General features: G+C 38.9%; 11 protein-coding genes. 2 read left to right on the top strand and 9 right to left on the bottom strand.

The genetic code is table 11. From position 1 onward, the window contains the following. Positions 1–53 precede the first annotated feature (53 nt). The 9 genes from GX497_13515 to GX497_13555 form a co-directional block, all read right to left on the bottom strand. Positions 54–2,117: an SH3 domain-containing protein gene (locus GX497_13515; protein ID HHY74212.1), complete on the bottom strand. Its 2,064-nt coding sequence runs from the start codon at positions 2,115–2,117 to the stop codon at positions 54–56. A gap of 168 nt (positions 2,118–2,285) precedes the next feature. Further along, positions 2,286–3,377 carry a polysaccharide pyruvyl transferase CsaB gene (gene csaB / locus GX497_13520; GenBank protein ID HHY74213.1) on the bottom strand — a complete coding sequence of 364 codons (1,092 nt, stop codon included), beginning with the start codon at positions 3,375–3,377 and terminating at the stop codon, positions 2,286–2,288. A gap of 74 nt (positions 3,378–3,451) precedes the next feature. Continuing rightward, positions 3,452–5,416: a hypothetical protein gene (locus tag GX497_13525; protein ID HHY74214.1), complete on the bottom strand. Its 1,965-nt coding sequence runs from the start codon at positions 5,414–5,416 to the stop codon at positions 3,452–3,454. A gap of 125 nt (positions 5,417–5,541) precedes the next feature. Then, a complete protein-coding gene (locus tag GX497_13530) occupies positions 5,542–6,606 on the bottom strand; it encodes an undecaprenyl/decaprenyl-phosphate alpha-N-acetylglucosaminyl 1-phosphate transferase (protein ID HHY74215.1) in 1,065 nt (354 codons plus the stop codon). A 188-nt stretch (positions 6,607–6,794) separates the two neighbouring features. Beyond that, complete coding sequence (locus tag GX497_13535) at positions 6,795–8,369, bottom strand: polysaccharide biosynthesis protein (GenBank protein HHY74216.1); 1,575 nt, start codon at positions 8,367–8,369, stop codon at positions 6,795–6,797. Positions 8,370–8,375: 6 nt separating this feature from the next. After that, complete coding sequence (locus GX497_13540; GenBank protein HHY74217.1) at positions 8,376–9,113, bottom strand: WecB/TagA/CpsF family glycosyltransferase; 738 nt, start codon at positions 9,111–9,113, stop codon at positions 8,376–8,378. 451 nt (positions 9,114–9,564) lie between these two features. Then, a complete protein-coding gene (locus GX497_13545) occupies positions 9,565–12,417 on the bottom strand; it encodes a hypothetical protein (protein ID HHY74218.1) in 2,853 nt (950 codons plus the stop codon). 42 nt (positions 12,418–12,459) lie between these two features. After that, on the bottom strand, positions 12,460–13,059 hold the full coding sequence (locus tag GX497_13550) for a YdcF family protein (protein HHY74219.1): 600 nt from the start codon (positions 13,057–13,059) through the stop codon (positions 12,460–12,462). Further along, positions 13,060–13,212, bottom strand: coding sequence for a hypothetical protein (locus GX497_13555; GenBank protein ID HHY74220.1), 153 nt, complete (start codon positions 13,210–13,212; stop codon positions 13,060–13,062). Positions 13,213–13,453: 241 nt separating this feature from the next. Here GX497_13555 and GX497_13560 point away from each other — a divergent pair, with 241 nt between their 5' ends. Together GX497_13560 and GX497_13565 are read left to right on the top strand one after the other, a co-directional pair. Next, entirely contained in the window at positions 13,454–15,163 is a 1,710-nt protein-coding gene (locus GX497_13560; protein HHY74221.1) for a hypothetical protein, read from the top strand. Beyond that, positions 15,156–18,053 (top strand): DEAD/DEAH box helicase, encoded by a 2,898-nt coding sequence (locus GX497_13565; GenBank protein HHY74222.1) that lies wholly within the window; start codon positions 15,156–15,158, stop codon positions 18,051–18,053. Before GX497_13560 ends, GX497_13565 begins: the two co-directional genes overlap by 8 nt. Positions 18,054–18,098 lie beyond the last annotated feature (45 nt).

Raw genomic sequence — 18,098 nt, forward strand, 5'->3', positions numbered from 1 at the left:
TACTAAAGGGACAGTCAATAGTCGAACATTCGACATTGAACTGCCCCTTGTTTTTAGTTGTAAAATTGTACAAATGAATCATAAATCGCTTGTGCCGCTTTTTGCTGAAATTCATCAGATTTTAACAAAGCTTCTTCTTTTGGATTCGACAAAAATGCCATTTCGACTAAAATCGCTGGTATTTCAGTTTCACGAATGACGTGCAAGCTTTTGTCGTTGGAGCCGCGGCTGATTGTGCCAAGCTGTGATGTTAATTTTTTTATCGCAATATCTGATAACTGTTTGCTTTGCTGCCAGCTTGGATTTTTACCTGAATGATAAAAAGTAGTGGTGCCTGATGATGTTTCTTTAAAAGAATCAGAATGGACGCTCACAAAAGCATCTGCATCATTGGCATGGGCTACTTTTACTCGTTCTGCCAGTTCCAAAAACGTATCATTTGATCGCGTTAAAATAACTTCAGCACCCGCATAGCGCAATAAATCAGCTAGTTTTAGAGCTACCGCCAGGTTTACATCCTTTTCCTTCGTACCAGAAGGCCCTTTTGCACCTGGGTCATGGGCACCATGCCCGGCATCAACAACAATTCTCTTTCCAGCCAAGCCACTATTTAATAAAATGATTCTAACGTTGCTTGTAGTGTGGCGAACGACAAAATGATAGCCTGGATTAAAATAAAGACGAATAGTTGAACCATTATACTCTATTCTATTAATTGCTGGATGGGAGTCATTCCATTCATTTACTTGAGCAGCATTTGATGAAATTTCCACACCATTTGGTAGCAATTTATGGGATGTTGTTACAGAACCAATTTTTGACCAAGATAACCAAGTGTGATTGTTATCAATAAAATCTAGTCTAGGCTCCCCAAGAGCTGTAAATGGCTGCTCGTTATTGAGTTTCATTGTTACATAGCTTGTGTTTACATAGCCCCAAATTCCATTATGTTTAATCAAGGCCCATTGTCCGTTCATTTCATAAATGATAACCTCTTGACCTTGAGTAAGCATCCCTACCATTGGAGAATTGACATCAGCGCTTTCACGAATGTTTAAGGTAGTCGCTGTAACGATTCCGTTCATCGTTTCTTTGATTGGACGTATTGAGTCAGCAGCTATATAACCGCTATCGTTATTGTATTCAATCTCCAGCCACTCTTCTGTGTCAAAATCATTTCCACGCGGTTTATCATATACTTTGACTGAATCCCCTTGGGCAAGTTCACCCAGCGTGTCACTTTTTGTTGATGGCCTTTTATATACAGTCGTACCTCCATCAACTTCGATAATTGCTTGTACAGTTGTTGTTACATTATTCCTTGGGGGCACTTCGCCCTTATTAATTGGCGATAAAGGCTCTTCCCTGTCACTATTTACACTTTTTTGTTCAATGATTACTTTTCGTTCCTTTTCATTCCATTGAACATTTGCACCATAGCTTTCCGCAAAAAAGCGAAGCGGTATTACTGTATTATTTTTCACAATAATTGGTGCAGGGGTAATGGATAGTATATCATTGTTAACAAAAACTTTACTTTCGTTAATCGTGAATACAACTCTTTTATTTTGGTCAACTGCCTCCACTTGCTTCGTGTCTGCCAACCACTTTACGTTGATGCCAAGATTCTCGCCAATCCCTCGAAACGGCACTAAAACTCTGCCGTCAATAATCGGTGGCGCAATTGGCAGTTTTAATAATTCACCATTTACATAGACTGAAATTTCCTGCGAGGATGAACTTGCAGCACTTGGGCTTGTTTCTATCATAGTAGCTGCATTAGTTGTTGCGTTAGACGTTTGTGAAATGTTTACTTTGTCTGATCCATCACTCGGTGTATGTACTTGGATGTAGGAATTATGAACAAATCCATTGCCAGCCTTCGATGAAATTTCTAGCCACTCGCCTGTTCGCTTAATAATTTGAACTTCCTCACCATTTTGTAATTTCCCTACAATGTCCCCTTGTGTTGAAGGGGCTATTCTTACGTTTAAATTCCCTTCGACGATTACTTGCCCTATTTCATTTGCGCTTACTAACTTAAGTGGCAGCAACCAAAAAGTCAATAAAACGAGAAAAGAGCAAATACCAAAAGTTATGGGTGACCTTTTTACCATTAGTCTACCTTTCCCCCCTTCTATTCTAGCTTTTTACTATTTTAACTGTAATAGTTTAGTCGCAGAATATCAAGGTAATTTAACCAAATTACAACAATTTGAGACAAATGACCCGATTTTGTCATCGACGTGAAATTTTTGTATTATTTTCCGGGAAATATTGTCGATTTAGCTCAACAACCCAATAACCTTTTTCACGGTTTCGTTGGCTTCTTGCTGTAGAGGAATCGCTTTTTTCTTCAATAATTCTACTTGTTTCTTTTGTTCTGTTAATTGCATCCCGATTAATTTATATAGGTCATCTACAGACCACTCTTCATCAACATGTCCAATTAAAGGTTGTCCGACTTGTTTGATGAAGGAATCAATTTTTGGATCGTATGAAATACCAACCATTGGTGTGTGGGCAATCGCTGCAAATATTAATGCATGAAGTCTCATCCCTATAAGAAGTGATGAATCGCCAATTAATGAAATTTTTTCTTCAATGGAAGCATTATACGGAAAAATAAAAGCGTTATTTTTCATCGCAGCCATGATTTCCCTTGAAAAAGCATCATCATGCTCACCATGCATTGGCAAAAACACAACCTTATAGCCAACCGTACTGCAACGATCTAGCACTTCCACTATTTTTTTTTTAAAATCAGGAAAGCTTGGTGAAGGCCAATCACGAATAGCAACAGTGATAAACGATTCTTCACTTTCACCTACAAGACCTTCTTTTTCCAACCAAGCGTGATTCAAGCCTTTCTTATATTCCATCCCCATAACTGGATCGGGAACTAGCTCAATTTGGCCGCCAACACCAACTGTCCTTAGCAAATCAAATGATTCCTGATCTCTTACAGACAGGAAGTTGGCTTTTGTAACAGCAAATTTCACCAGTTTTCGCGAGATTGATTTTTCAAGTGGCCCAATGCCTTGGGCATATACAAAAAATGGTTTTCGCAAGTAACGGGCAATCATCATAATGCCTGTATAATACGGAACGCTTTTCAACCCTGTTTTGTCTTGGAGCAGGCTACCACCGCCGCTTATTACGCCATCGGCAGCGGCAATAGCTTTAATTACTTGACCAAGCTTCCAGCGGTTGACCGCGTCGACCCCATACGTTTTTTTCGTATATTCGGGATTATTCGATAAAACCGTTATCTCTATATCACGTTTTTCCGTCCGAAGTGCCTCGATGATGGCCTGCAAAATCGCCTCATCACCGACATTATGAAATCCATAATAGCCTGACAATACCACTCTCATATTATAACCTCGCTTGACTTTACAATTTTTCCTCGACATTTCAGTTTATTTCACATATTTTGGTGCTAATTCCGTTACAATCTTTCTTGAATCTTCGACCAATATTTTTTTCCAAGCCTATATACGAAAATGAATAGTAGACCAAGCAACGCACCGAATACGAAACCATAAACAGTTCGCAATAATGAAATGTAAATCGGAATATGCAAATGTGTAAACGTATTAACCGTTGATAAAAAACCAATCGCACCGCCGGCTAATAAATATCTGCCAATTCGCTGTTCCCAGCCCTTGCCTTTATAAATGATATACATTGCTAAAACAAGGATTGGATAACCAATTAAAAATTCTTTCGTGCGCGGACGAACGAATAATATGTCCTCTAGTTTTTGGCGTAACATCAACTCAGTGCCAGATACTATTTCTCCAGCATCGTTTCCAGAGCGCATAACTAAAATGGCTAATCCAACACCGATTACAGCAACGATAACGAAATAGTAGTTACGAACGACCGTCATTGCCAGTTCTTTTACATGATTACGAATAACATGCAGGAACGTCAATGCAATCGGCAACATAAATAACAGCTTAACACCTTTAAATTCATCTACTTTTACAAGGAATAAGTTGCCATACAATAATGCCATTACAAACCAGGCACCTATCATCGCTATGAATGCTCCTTTTAAAAACTTGAGCACAATTTCTTTTTTACTATTAATAAATTCTCCGCAAATGGCCGCCCATGTTGCCGCCACAATTGAAATAGCTAGTGCTGCAGCCTGTAAAAATAATGTGGCACCAGTAACAATATAACCTGCAGCAACGACTAACATTCCCGCAACCGTTAGTAATGCAATTTTCTCTGAAACCATCAAAGCCGCAAGTCCAATAAAAGCAGCCACACCAATAAACGCTGCAATCGTCATCCATTTAGCTGGACTTAAAATATCGAACGATTGAGCAACACCTATCTTATACTTGTCTGCCATTTGCTTCTGTATCGCTTCAATGCCTTGAATAGCTACATCAAACGATTGCTGGGCTGTAATCGTTTCTTCTTCTAATTTTTTAATATCCGCAATATGAATATATAGACCGCGAATATTCCGTTCTTTAACTGCACGAGTGGCGCGATCTGTATAATCTGCTCTTCCATCAAAAAAGTCGATGCTATGCAAGCGGACAATTTTATTTACGAACTCCCTTGCGTACGTTTCCTCGCCCTTCTGCTTAGCAAACTCAATGGTCATCAGGACAAAACCTTCATTTTTCAGCCTTAATGCATAGTTTTTATCATCTTCTAAATCTAAATCTGGGTGTGGTGAGAAACCAAGCATTTCGTTGCCCGTAAAAATAATTTTATGTCCGCCGAATTTGTCTTGGAGCTCCTTCATTTGGTCTAAAACAAATTCATTATCTTCATTTATATTATTGCCAATTCGAAAAACAGGATCAAAGCCATAGGATACATATTCAGCAACGAGGTCTTCATCAAATCCTATCGGTCTTGTTAATATCGGATTCGGTACAGAGCCCATGCCGCGTGCAAGTTCCTCTTTACTTAGTCCTTTTATAAAATAGACAGATTCCCCTTTAAGCACTGGTAAATCAGTCACTTTTTCAATCCGATTACCAAATGATTTTACAATCGCATCTTCCCAACGATTTTCTAAATCATTACGAAGTAAAATATAGAGACCGTTATCTCTTGCGTACAAGAGCTCTTCACGTGTAGCCTCATCTTTATTTTGGACCATTGCTAACAAGTCATTTCTTGTTAGCGTCATAACTTGTCCTTTTTTCTCAAGGTCTTGAATGCCTGTAGGTTGAATCGAAATCCCGCGCACCCCATTTTCATACAAAGAGGTAAGAATTTCCTTTGTATCAAGACCACGATCAGCAAGCTCACGGATTTCCTCAACTGGAACTATCATTTCATATGTATCATTTTTCCATTCAACTTTGGCACGATTATAAATGAGTGGTGCTGTTAACAATATCGAAAGTACGACGATAGCCATTAATACTTTTTTCAAAAGTTCTACATCCCTTCGGTCTAATTTTAATTAAAATCGGTCTAGCAGTCCCCTCGTCCCACTTTCATATTAGTACAACGAAAAGGGAAAGCTAAGCAGCTCTCCCCCTTTCTATTCTAGTGCAGTTATGCAGACCTTTTTCCATTTGCTACAATCTTTCTAAAAAAGTTAAGCATCGGCTTGTAATTCTCCGAAACAAGCCCGACCCGCTCAGCCACAAGCTGAACCGTTAACAATACGACCGCAATAATCAATGTCGCTACCCATAACGTTGAATGGGAAAGCATCACTGCAGCGATTCCGAAAAAAGCACTCATGGCATAGATTATTAATACCGTTTTTCGGTGCGAAAACCCTAATCTCAATAAACAATGATGCAAATGTGACTTATCAGGTGCAGATAGCGGTTTTTTATTAACAATACGGCGAATAATCGCAAACAATGTGTCAGAAATTGGTACACCAAGAATGATGATTGGCAAAATTAATGAGTATACCGCAATGCTCTTAAAGCCGAGAATCGAAATGACAGAAATCATGAATCCTAGTAAAAGTGCACCTGTATCACCCATAAAAATCTTCGCAGGGTGAAAATTATATATCAAAAATCCTAACGTGCTTCCCAATAAAATTAAGCCTAGAGTAGCAGCAAATGCATCCCCCATGAACATCGCCATTGCTGAAATTGTAATTAAGACAATCGAAGAAACACCTGCAGCAAGTCCATCCAATCCATCAATTAAATTAATCGCATTTGTAATTCCCACAATCCAAAGCAATGTAAACGGAATGCTGAAATAGCCTAAATTAATCGATACATCGAATGGTAAATTAATACTTGAAACCTGAACTCCGGCATAAATCACTACTCCAGCCGCCAAAATTTGTCCAAACAATTTTACTTTTGGTGAAATTTCAAAGCGGTCATCAAAAATCCCAGTAATCACAATGATTGTTGCACCAAGAATGATGGGCCACATTGCGATATCATCATCGACGGGCTTTGCAATTGCAAACCCTATTAACATACTAATGTAAATCGCCAAACCGCCTAAGCGCGGCATAATTTTTTGATGAACCTTGCGGTGATTCGGCTTATCAACAGCACCGATATATATTGCTAATTTTTTCACTAGAGGTGTTAAAGCAATTGAAGCTAGAAAGCATATCATTGCCGTAATCAATAACATCATATTTGCACTCCCCAGATTATTTTATCTCTACTACATTCTCTCTATTTTTACAAAATCATTCTTTATTCCCTATTTATAGTTCTTCTTCTAGCATACAAAACAAATTATACCACAAGTCAATAGGGTGGGTAAGTTTTTTTGTAACAAATATTACAATTTTACGTTTTTCGTTATTATAGATTATCTCATTTTTGCCGTTGTAATTTGTGAAGATAGCGGCCAATTATTGGAAGTGACTGCAATTCCTCTCTACTAAAGCCTTTTCCAACGATTACAAGCACTGCATAAACGACCGCGCCAATTGGAATGATAACGATTAAATAAAGCAATGCTTCAAGCCTTGACCAGTCCTGAACTGTAAAATAAAACATCGGCGCAAAAACTACCAGACCCATTATAATACTTGCTCCAACAAATACAAGCGTTTCTTTTCGCCAAATGTTGTAATTTGTCGTTTGAAAAATAAACCAAATATTCAAGAGAGTTAGTAGAACATAAATTAGCAAAGTTGCATAAGCTGCTCCCATAATTCCTGATTGCGACACAAATAGGAAGTTGAATATACCTTTTAAGACCGCACCGCCAACAATAATCCAAGCAGCCAGCTTAGAGCGATTTAAACCTTGCAAAATTCCTGTTGTTAAAATGGTAAGCGATGAAAAAACTGAACTCAGGTTGATGATTGCGACAACATCGCTGCCTTGAAAATCCATGAACAGCGCCCTATTAATTGGCATCGTTAAAGCGAGTAGACCAAGCGCCGCTGGCCATGAAACTAAATGGGCGTATTTTAACGACCTTACAATATATGAATTAGCAAGCTCTATGTCATTTTGCGCCATCGTTTTCGTAATCATAGGTATTAAAGGTAAAATAACCGCACTCGAAAAAACCGAGGCAATCCCTACTAGCGATAAACCACGGCGGTATATTCCTAATTGTTGTTGAACATCGGCAGTATCAGCCCCCACCCACGCAAGACCATGCGGAATTGTCACTGAATCGACAAGGTTTAAAAGCGCCATTGTTAATGACCCAATCGCAATCGGGATTGAAAGCGCCAAAATTCTCCTTGCCCACTGCCTAAATATATTCACTGAAAAAGATTTCATTCCAGCGGGACGGGCTTTGAACCTCATGAACAAGACGCGTAAATATAAGAGCGAAAACAGCGCCCCGATTGACGACCCGACCATAACACCACCGGCAATCGTTTCATTCGATTTTCCTTGTTTTACTAAGAAATAAGCAACACCAAGGATAAGAGCCACTCTTACAAATTGTTCAATAACCTGAGAAACCGCTGTTGGCTTCATATCTTCAAAGCCCTGGAAAAAGCCGCGGTAAACAGCCATATAAGGTGCTACCAAGAGTGTAAATGAAACAATCAAAACGGAAGGACGCGTGAATTCCCCGCCAAGCATGATTGAGATTGGTTTTGAAAAAACAAACATGATCGTAAAGCTACAAATTCCAAATATGATTGCGAGTATGCTTGCTGAATGAAAAATATCAGCGATTTCGTTTTCGCGATTTGCACCGCGTGCTTCAGAAATTAGTTTTGAAATCGCGATTGGAATCCCGGCAACCGATAAAATTAAAGCAATCATATAGACCGGGTATACAAGCCCAAAAATCCCAAGCACTTTATCTCCAGCAATATTTTGCAATGGTATTTGAAAAATACTGCCGATAAATTTGGAAAGTATCGTTGCTATTGTAATGATGAGTGTTCCTTTTAAAAATGAAGATTGAGCCATGCTTTATTAGCTCCTACCTGTTAATTTTTGTCCAACTACTTTAAGTGCAAAATGGGGCAAAGCTAGCATTCGCCGCCATCTTGAAGGCTGCTTAAGGAGACGGTAAAACCATTCCAAGTTTAACTTTTGCCAAATTTCAGGGGCTCGCTTTACTGTACCCGCGAGCACATCAAATGACCCGCCAACACCAATAAAAACACCTTTTTCTACTTCATCAAGATGCTCTGCAATCCACTTTTCCTGTCTCGGAACTCCTAAGGCAACTAAAATGAGGTCTGGCTTCGTTGCTTTTATTTCATTAATAATAGCTGGGTCTTCCCATTTAAAAAATCCGTGATGGTAGCCAGCCAGTTGCAGATTTGGATATTCTTTTCTTATTGTTTCGACTGCCTTTTCAATTGTTTCTTCTTGGGCGCCTAGCATGTAGAGCTTTAGCTTCTGTTCATTTAAAACCGAGAGTAATTGACGCATTAAATCATAACCTGCAACCCGCTCCGGCAGCGGCTTTCCTAAAATTTGCGCTCCTTTTACTACACCGATGCCATCGGCTGTCACATAATGCGCTTTGTCGACATATTGCTTGTACGCTCGATCATCCTGTGTATTCATCACGATTTCCGGATTGGCGGTGACAACAAAGCACTTTTGTTTGTTGAGCATACGCTCTGTTAAGCGCGCTACCATATCTTTCATAGTTGTATGTATAAAATTCACACCTAATATTGAGACGAATTTATCTTCCAAATTGTTTCACCAACTTATTTTATTTTCGTTCGCTAAATAGACGATTCGATATAATTCTACATTGAACTATATCAAAATGAACGGTAAAATGAAATATTTTAAATGGACAGACTAACGAAATGCATTTCTTAATTTAAAAATACTGTATTTTCGCTAATACGTTTTGTAACAGCAATGTAACCAACTGGATTCCAGTACAAAATCACACTTATTGTCCGATGGAAATACTATTTTGTCCAAGAGAAGCCCTTTATTGTCCAGAAAAAAATTATATTGTCCGGATAAGAACGTTTATTGTCCGATTGCCACTTAATGGTAAATTATGCTATATAATGAAAATTACTTTTACAAAAAACATGTTCACAAACAAGAATCCCTCCACAAACAATGTTTCTGTAGAGGGATTCTTCCGAAATTAGTCTGATAAAAATTTACATCGCCCGCTTGCCCACTATTCCGCCGTGAATTTAATGACACGTTCCATGAACGATGAAAATTCCGCACGGGTTGTTGGCTTGGACGGTTTGAAGCTGCCATCTTCATAGCCGCCTGTAATTTTATTAGCAAGAAGGGCATCAATTGCTGTGGCTGCCCAGTGATTTGCTTTTACATCTGTAAATGTTTTGTCTGCTGCACCTTCCAATTTATAGGCGCGGGTCAAAATGACAGCCATCTCAGCTCTAGTCAGCTTTGCATCCGGCGCGAACTTTCCTACTTGTTGGCCATTAATAATGCCTGCCTCTGAAACAGCTTTAATGGCATTATAAGCATAATGTGACTTTTTCACATCATTAAATAGAAACGGCAGGTCGCTTGCTTCGGTTAACTTGAATTCTCGGGCAATCATCGCAGCTGCCATTGCTCTTGTAATTTCGGCACTCGGTCTAAATGTTCCATCTTCATACCCATTGATAATGCCTCTGTCACTTAAAAAGGCGATTGACTTGTAAGCCCAATGATTATTTGAAATATCCTTAAAGGAAACCGTTTGGCTTGAGTTATTTCCATTTTCAGCAGATCCAGCAGGGGGTACTGCTCCTGTTCCACCGTTATTTCCAGCATTCCCTGCGGCTGGCGAATGATTGCTTACATATGCAGATTGCAATCCATCAAAATAAATGGCACCTTTGTTTTGTTTTTCTTTTACCGTTTCGGCAACATAGATGCGATCAAATTTCAACGGAAGCTGTAAGCCTGCTGGCACTTGGGCGCGCACGTATTGCCAGCCAGTCCATGTTAAACCATTTTCTTCTGTAAAATTAATCGTTTGCTGTTTTCCTGCGCCATCAATAATATGGGCGCGAAGCCAATGTCCTGCTCCATCACCTTTTACCCATACACCTAACTCTTTAGGGTAGCCTTGCAATTCAATTGGCGTCTTTGCTTTTGCATAGGCAACTTTAATTCCCTCTTCCGCTGTTGTAAAATCATAATTTAATTTTAATGAATTTTTACCTTCTTGAACATCACCGCTGCCTGATGCCAGTTCTACAGATGCATTCGCTTTAGCTTGTTCAGCAGTCCAATTTGCCAATGATTCAAAGCCGTCAATAAATACAGGGTCCACGCCTACTTTTACAGGAATCGATGCTTTGTTATTTTCAAATGTTGCGATAATATTTCCTGCTGCTTTTTCCGTACCGGCCGTAAACTTACCATCAGCTGTGATTGTACCGATATTTCCATCCACAGACCACTTAATTACAGAGCGATCAAAAACGATTGGCTCACCGCCGTTATAAATGGCGTTTGCTGTCAGTTGGATTGATTCGTTCGTGCCAATCACGACTGATTTCGGTTCGATTTCAATTTTGTCTATTTTGTCGATTACTGTTACAGGCACCTCACCATAAGCGCCATTATAGCTGGCAAGAATTTTTCCGGTACCGGCATTTCCAGCAGTAAAGGTCATGCCATTTATTGTGCCAACATTGCCCTCAGCAGCTAGTGTAATATCACTAGCATTAACTTTGACTGGGTTAAAATATTGATCAAGCGCATATTGAAGGTTCAATTGGACTGGTGTTCCTTTTAAAATTTTTCCGTTTGGTATTGAAAGTTTAAGAGTTTTAGGATCACTTGTTGGTGCTGAGCTAATCACTTGAAAAATTGATGAGACTTTGCGTTCGACCCCTTCAGAGGGCTTATTCACAAGTGTCGGCTGTACATTTCCAAGCGCGCGGACGGTCATTGCCGTTGAGCCGCCGCCATCAAGATTGATAGCATTATAAGCACCTAGTGAAATTAAATAGTCTGCAAGCTCCCGTAATGTCGCTCCATTACTATGTCCGTTTTGTCTACCGTCAACGGTTACTAAAAAGACTTTGTCCCCTGTCTGATTTGTAGCAATCGCTGTTCGTGGTTGCAGACTTTTTGCAAACGATTGATTTTCATCCATTGATATTGATACTTGTCCATTTTTTACTAACAACGGGCCTGTTCCAATCACATATTGAGCATCCTGCCAAACATCCCCTAATGAATACTGAAAATCTATCATATCGCCAACTTGAACATTTTTTAATCTCTCGCTCCATTCTGGTCCATGCGCGGAAATTACAAAGCCATCGTATGGAATGGCAGCATTTCCACCTTCTCCGAATCTGGAAATCTGTGAAACTGTACCAGTCATCGTTTGCCCAACATAAAGCTCCGTCGGTATTGGCATTACATTTGAAACGACAATCTCAGTTCCCCATTCGTTTGTGCCAGTTGTTTGCTTTGGAGACTTATATAAATGAATAGCGTTTTCCCCACGCTCGCCGTTGATTTTACTAATGTTTATTGAATTTCCAGCAATATTAGCAACCACATCTAATTTATAACGGTCAATGACGGCCTTGCCATAACGGTTAATCCCAAAGGCAATCGGTTCGTTCGTTGGGCTTGTTGGCCCTTTAGTACCTGCAATCCCAATATTAATTAATTTATTATTCTCGGCAATTAGGTTAACAGGCATTTTTCCTGCCATATCAAAAAAGCCCGCATTCGCAGCACCAATGACAAAATGCCCTTCATAATTATTTTGCACCGCACGGTTAGAAACAGTTGTAACAGCTGTTAACGGATTTGGCAAACTGACTTCTAATGAAGTAAATGGGTCATTCAAATCAATGTTTAGTAGATTAACAGCCCTTTCGTAGCTTCCATTATACTTTTGTTCAGTATACGTAACGCCAGGCGAAACTTGTGTACTTTCTTCACCTATCTTCGTTCCAAAGGCAAAAACCGTGCTGCCAAAGCTCTGGAATACTAGCAAAATCGACAATAAGATAGCAATCGTGTTGCGTTTTAATCGTATCATTACATTCTCTCCCTTATTGGGACTAGGAACATGTCCCGTGCCCTAATATTTAAGCCAATAAACAACAAACTTCGCCCATTCTGTAAGAACGATTTGCTGTTTTTCGGAATCCTTCCACCAATCTTTTAAACTATCAATTCGTTCATCAGGAGCATTGGCGTATGTGAGCTTAATAGTAGTGCCTGCAAAAACTTTGTCGAAAACAAATTTGCTTCTTTTTGAATGCCAATCAGTTGTTACGATAATAGCAGATTGATAGTTTTTTTCGAGCATCAGTTTTTTAGAGTATAACGCATTTTCATAGGTACTTCTTGAGTCAGTTTCTTCCATGATTGCATCTAGAGGCACCCCTAGTTCCAATGCCAACGCTGTCATTTCCTCAACAGCCTTTGTCCGCCACGAAAGATCTGTGCCATCGGAAAAAATTAATGCATCCGCCAAGCCTTGATTGTAAAGTTCAACAGCCCTTTTCGTACGTTCCCCTTTGATTTCCCCACCAAGAACGATAATGACATCACTTTTTTTCGCTGTCTCATCAGCAATTAAAAAATCCGCCATGTATTGCAACAACGGATTTTTTGCAATGAAACCTATTATTATGAAGAACAATAAAACGATTGAAAAAAATTTTAACTTCCTCATTTACTTTGCGCCTACTGATTTCATTAGCAATATAATTTCTTCCACCATTTCCTTCGGATTATTAATGATTGATTTTTCTCCTTTTATGTAAACAGATTGAAGAATTGCTAGAAGATCGTCTTCATTTAATTTACTAACCTTCGAATCACTCATTATGTATATCACCTTCAATTCTATTACTTTTACTACTATATATATCGACAAAATCTAATCATTTTTGTCCGTTCTATTATAACATGTATGTAAAATTCTGTCTTGTTTTTGAGAAGTGTGGCACTATACTATCAAGCTACGATATTGTAGCGCGTACCACAATATAAAATTTTATATTATAATGGTTAGATAAACTTAATGTATGGACTGTTTATGTTAAAAATTGGTGGTGTCTCATTTTATGTTAGTAAACGAAATTTCAAAAGAAAAAATTACATATTGTATCGAGAATCTTCAAAATATGTTTAATCCTAAAGTTGAACACGACTATAGAATGTTGAAACGGGGTCTTAGCTTATATAGGGATGGTGCTGTTTTTAATGCTGTTGTTGGTGGTGAAACGGTAAAAGCCAATGTTCTTGATGACAGATGCACTTATGATATAGAACTTGAGTTAGATTTTATGGAAATAAGCTTTTGTAGCTGCCAAAAAGAGGATGAGGTTTTTTGCGTGCATAAGCTTGCCACATTATTTTATTTATTTTCATTGTTCGACAGTCCCGGTGAATTTTTTAATAACTGGAAAGCGGGTTATAAATATACACCACTCGAAAAAAAACAACCCACGCCGAAAAAATCAATTTTTGAAGCGCCGAAAGAGAAGGAGCGGTTGTATCAAGAGGATTCACTTGAAAGCTGGCTTACCTATTTTAATGAAAAATATGTTCAGTTCACAAAAAAAAGGGAAGCGCGAATGGCGCTCTATTGGACCCATCCCCGTAATAACAATATTGCAGAAGATCTTTATGAAACATACTACCCAAGCCTAATGGATACGCCTTTGCCTTCATCAGCTTTTGGTGAACTATTATTTCATATTCATGCGGCAATTACAGTTTTCGAAAAAATACTAGAGGCTGCCCAAGTAAGTTATGCTTCTATGTATTCAAATCATTATACCGGGAAATATGTGAATGAAATTATTTCTGATATCGTTGAGCTTGCATACAAATTAAGAAAAAGCACGTTCAAGCACACAGCTAAAGACGAAAAAGTTCTAAGCGAAACACCACAGCGGATGATGGATATTTTGCTCATGTCTAAAGATTTTCAATATGACCGCTTTTACCTTTTTCAAATTGTTACTACAAATTTAATTGATAAAAAAGAAGTGATTGATAAACTTGTCCAAAAATTCTTAGCCCGCTACAAACAGGAAGAAAAATTGAAGCAAACGGGAAAAGTGAATTTTTCATCAGAATGCCGATTGGCACTTGCACATTTTGATTTCATGCTCGAAAAAGATAAAGAGGCGATGGAACGTCTTGCTGAAGGAGCAGCAAACGAGGTTTACTACCATACAACATGGTTTAAAACGTTGGCGCAAAATAAAATATGGACTCGCTTTGAATTATGGCTTCCTTTTATCGAGGAAAAGATGAGCGCTTTTATTCAACAGTATGGTGAACAGAATCTAAAACAGCAGTTAACAACGTTCTACTTATTTTTTATAAAAGAATATGCAAGCGAAAAAGGTGCTGGAGAGATTTTCATTAATACTTTGCATAAATGGCTCCCATACAGCCATGTTGACTTCTGTGAATATTTATTGGAGAAAAAGGAATTCAAAAAATGGGCTGAGCTCCAGCTTTTCACTAACATGCCGATTGAAAATTTGGACCGGGAGCTGTTAAAGGAAATCGAGAGCGAAGACCGCACTTCCCTTCTTCCGCTTTATCACAATGCCGTTGAAAGGGCAATTGCGTTGAAAAGCCGCGATGCCTACAAGCAGGCAGTAAAATATTTACGAAAGCTACGCACTCATTACAAGGCATTAAAAAAAGAAGACTTATGGAACAACTATATTCATGCGCTTTCAACAAAATATAAAAGATTAAGAGCCTTTCAAGAGGAATTGCGAAAAGGGAAAGGAAAATTAATCAATGATTAAAAAACAACTTCAATACGAAATTCAGATTGACTATATAGGTTCAAAACAATTTTATTTAACCGCTAAACATTTGCAGCAAAAACAACGCTTAATACCACTTGCAAATTGGCGGCCACTCTTTTTTTCTTGGCATTCTGAAAGCTATTTTGGAACGAGCTTTCCTGAGATGAACGAAGGGGTTTTGTTGTCTTCATTTGAAACACTGCAATTCTTCTCGGAGCCTGGGCATTCCTGTTCACTTTTTTCTTTTACATGCAGCGAACGCGTGAAATGGCTACAAAAATGCGCACCTATTATTATGAAGGAAATTCATGAGGAGCGTTTTTTACCAGACTTTGAACAGTGGAGGACTGGTACGTTCGGTTGGAAACTAATGATGGGACTTGATGCACTTTCGCCTTCGGAAGAGCCCTCCCTGTTTACGTATGAGTTTATTCGTGAATGGGTTTCAGATGCAATCATGGCATTCGTTGAGCACGATGAGAAGTTGGGTGCACATTGGGCTGATATTATTACAAAAAATCCGCAGTTATTGAAGGAAGGGGCTGGCTTAGATGAAGCAACCGGCTTTTTCAATGAAGAAGCGTGGTTAGAACGAATTGGCTGGATTGAAGATCAAACACCATTTACCGTTGCATTAAGATTGAGCGAGCCTGATGATGTGCTGTTGGATGGCTCGAATGAACAGCAAGACGATAATGCATGGACATTAGATATCGTTTTACGTGACAAAATTAAAACAAATCATTGGCTTGTCTGGAAAGGCAAAGAAACTGCAAACGAAGTTCCTATCGAATGGCAGGACTTCCTTGATAAAATCGACAGGAACAAGGAGTTATGGTTTCACATCGTTCCTTGGTTACAATCATCCAGCACTGAAAATGAACATGATATTATTTATACGCTTCAAGAGGCGGAAGCTTGGGTATTTTTAACCGAAGCTAGCATCGCGCTTGCCGAAGCAGGGGTTGAAGTCCTTCTTCCTTCATGGTGGCAGGAAATTCGGGCGATGAATCCGAAGTTAAAAATTCAACTGCGCTCTTCGGTTGGGTCGTCTCAACAATCACTTTTAAGTTTCCAAGCGATAAGTGATTTTGACTGGAAATTCGCAACAGGAAATGCCGAATTAAATGAGGAAGAATTCTTACAATTAGTTGAACAAAATCGACGCTTAGTCAAAGTGAACGGGAAGTGGATGAAGCTAGACCCTGCATTTATTAAACAAGTTAAAGATATTATGGGCCGCGTCAAAAAAGAAGGGCTTTCGTTCCAAGACATCCTTGCACGGGACTTCACTGCAACTGGTGGTACAGCCGAACAAGAGAACCCAGAGCTTGATAACCCACTATCGCAAATTCAAATTGGACTAAACACCCATTTAGAAAAATTACTATTTCACTTGCATAACATACCATCCATTCCTTCTATAAGAATACCAAAAAGCTTGCATGGTGAATTGCGCGCTTATCAAAAGCAAGGCGTGGAATGGCTTGTATTCCTGCGAAAATTCGGATTTGGCGCCTGTCTTGCCGACGATATGGGGTTAGGCAAAACAGTACAGATGATTACTTATTTCTTATATATAAAAAGACATGAAAAACTAGCAATGCCGGCGCTAATTATTTGTCCAACTTCTGTCTTGGGAAACTGGCAAAGAGAATTGCAAAAATTTGCTCCTTCGCTGAAAGTTCATCTTCACTACGGTAGTTCAAGAAAGAAGAGTGAAGAATTAGCTCGTTTAGTTCAAGACTTTGATATTATTTTAACGACTTATGCGTTATCAGCTATTGATGAAGATGATTTAAAAGCAATTTCTTGGAGCACGATTTGCCTTGATGAAGCACAAAATATTAAAAATGCTTTCACGAAGCAGTCGAAAGCAATCCGGAACTTTTCTGGCCAACATCATATCGCTCTAACTGGAACGCCAATTGAAAATCGGCTGACAGAGCTTTGGACCATCTTTGATTTTATGAACAAAGGTTATTTCGGAAGCCTTACCTCTTTCTCAAAGCGATATGTGACGCCAATTGAGAAAAACAAAGATGAACAGCGTATTAAACAAGTGCAGCAGCTTGTGAAACCATTTTTACTTCGGCGTACGAAAAAAGATGAAAGCGTCAGCTTAAATCTACCAGATAAACTAGAGCAAAAGGAATACATCCCACTTACAGTTGAACAGGCCTCACTCTACGAGCAGCTTGTTCAGGATACGTTCAGCAAAATTGAAAAGCTGTCTGGTATGGAGAGGCGCGGCCTTATTTTATCGATGTTGACAAAACTGAAGCAAATTTGCAACCATCCGGCTCTCTACTTAAAAGATGACTTTTCAGATTCGGAAATGGCGATCATTGAACAGTCTAATAAAATGGAAAAGCTTGTAGAGCTGATTGAAAATATTTTAGCTCAGGGTGAAAGTAGTTTAATCTTTACGCAATACATCGGAATGGGTAAATTAATTCAACATGTAATCAATCGGCATTTTGGGGAAACAGTTCATTTTCTGCAAGGCAGTTTAAGAAAACAGGAACGGGATACGATCATTGATTCCTTCCAAGAAGGAAAACAAAAGCTGCTTATTTTATCATTAAAAACGGGTGGAACAGGATTGAATTTGACGGCTGCCAATCATGTCATCCATTATGACCGTTGGTGGAATCCTGCCGTTGAAAATCAAGCTACTGACCGTGCATACCGAATCGGTCAAAAACGGTTTGTCCATGTTCACAAGCTCATAACAACAGGAACATTGGAAGAAAAAATTGATGAAATGATTGAAAAAAAGAAATCATTAAGCGATGAAATTATTTCCGGCGAAAACTGGATTACCGAACTTTCAACAGACGAGCTCCGCGATTTATTTACACTTCGGAAGAGTTGGAGTGAATAAAGAGAGTGGGTATGGATTTTTGTTTACTGAAAATCCATACTCTTA

Origin of the sequence: Bacillus sp. (in: firmicutes) (genome assembly GCA_012842745.1) — a bacterium.
GTDB lineage: Bacteria > Bacillota > Bacilli > Bacillales > Bacillaceae_J > Schinkia.

Excerpts from the sequence above, each read along its gene's own strand:
- GX497_13515 (HHY74212.1), bottom strand. The coding sequence starts at position 2,117 with ATGGTAAAAAGGTCACCCATAACTTTTGGTATTTGCTCTTTTCTCGTT.
- csaB (HHY74213.1), bottom strand. The coding sequence starts at position 3,377 with ATGAGAGTGGTATTGTCAGGCTATTATGGATTTCATAATGTCGGTGAT.
- GX497_13530 (HHY74215.1), bottom strand. The coding sequence starts at position 6,606 with ATGTTATTGATTACGGCAATGATATGCTTTCTAGCTTCAATTGCTTTA.
- GX497_13535 (HHY74216.1), bottom strand. The coding sequence starts at position 8,369 with ATGGCTCAATCTTCATTTTTAAAAGGAACACTCATCATTACAATAGCA.
- GX497_13545 (HHY74218.1), bottom strand. The coding sequence starts at position 12,417 with ATGATACGATTAAAACGCAACACGATTGCTATCTTATTGTCGATTTTG.
- GX497_13550 (HHY74219.1), bottom strand. The coding sequence starts at position 13,059 with ATGAGGAAGTTAAAATTTTTTTCAATCGTTTTATTGTTCTTCATAATA.
- GX497_13555 (HHY74220.1), bottom strand. The coding sequence starts at position 13,212 with ATGAGTGATTCGAAGGTTAGTAAATTAAATGAAGACGATCTTCTAGCA.
- GX497_13560 (HHY74221.1), top strand. The coding sequence starts at position 13,454 with ATGTTAGTAAACGAAATTTCAAAAGAAAAAATTACATATTGTATCGAG.
- GX497_13565 (HHY74222.1), top strand. The coding sequence starts at position 15,156 with ATGATTAAAAAACAACTTCAATACGAAATTCAGATTGACTATATAGGT.